This window comes from Acinetobacter endophylla, from assembly GCF_053543775.1.
The window spans coordinates 1,608-2,268 of record NZ_JBLVOM010000126.1; the positions used below are offsets into that span (position 1 = coordinate 1,608).

The following is a 661-nucleotide window of genomic DNA, read 5'->3' on the forward strand; positions in this document are numbered from 1 at the left end:
TGTGCGCCTGCCATGCGCGGAAAGGGAACGTTTCCTGCCCGCTGATTGCGTCACTGCAAGACGGAACGAAGCTCGCTGCATCGGCGCGGGGGAGTCACGGGGTGACTACGCCTTAGCGTGCTTTATTTTCCGAATTCTGAGACGACCCCTAGATGCCTGGTCAAGACTGCATACTTGCAGTTTTGACGGCACTGTTGCAAATAGGGATCTGAGTCAATGATTTTCCCTTCAAAAAAGCTTAGAGACCGAAAACTCTATTTACTAGCCAAACTTCTCCTAGAATATTACCGTTATAAAATAATGAAGCTTGTCCTTTGCGTAGAGCACGCATAACCTCAATTCCTTTAATTGTGGCATAAGCCGTTTTCATAGACTTGAATCCCAACGTAGCCTTGATGATCCGTTTGAGCTTGCCATGATCACATTCAATCACGTTATTCTTGTATTTAATCTGTCGATGGTCCAGGTCTTCAGGACACTTTCCTTCCTGTTTTAGTCGCGACAAAGCACGGCCATAGGTATGAGCCTTATCAGTGTTTATGACTCGTGGAATCTGCCATTTTTTGACATGATTCAAAATCTTACCAAGAAAACAATAAGCTGAATGGGTATTTCGTCTAGCAGAAAGATAGAAATCAAGAGTATGGCCACGTTGGTCAAC

General features: G+C 44.8%; 2 pseudogenes. One reads left to right on the forward strand and one right to left on the reverse strand.

The annotated features are described in order from the left end of the window. Window positions 1-116: pseudogene (locus tag ACNPNW_RS05770) on the forward strand (MerR family transcriptional regulator); the annotation flags it as partial. Between the two features lie 122 nt (window positions 117-238). On the opposite strand, the pseudogene ACNPNW_RS05775 reads toward ACNPNW_RS05770, so the two are convergent. After that, a pseudogene (locus ACNPNW_RS05775) lies at window positions 239-661 on the reverse strand (IS6-like element IS1007 family transposase); the annotation flags it as partial.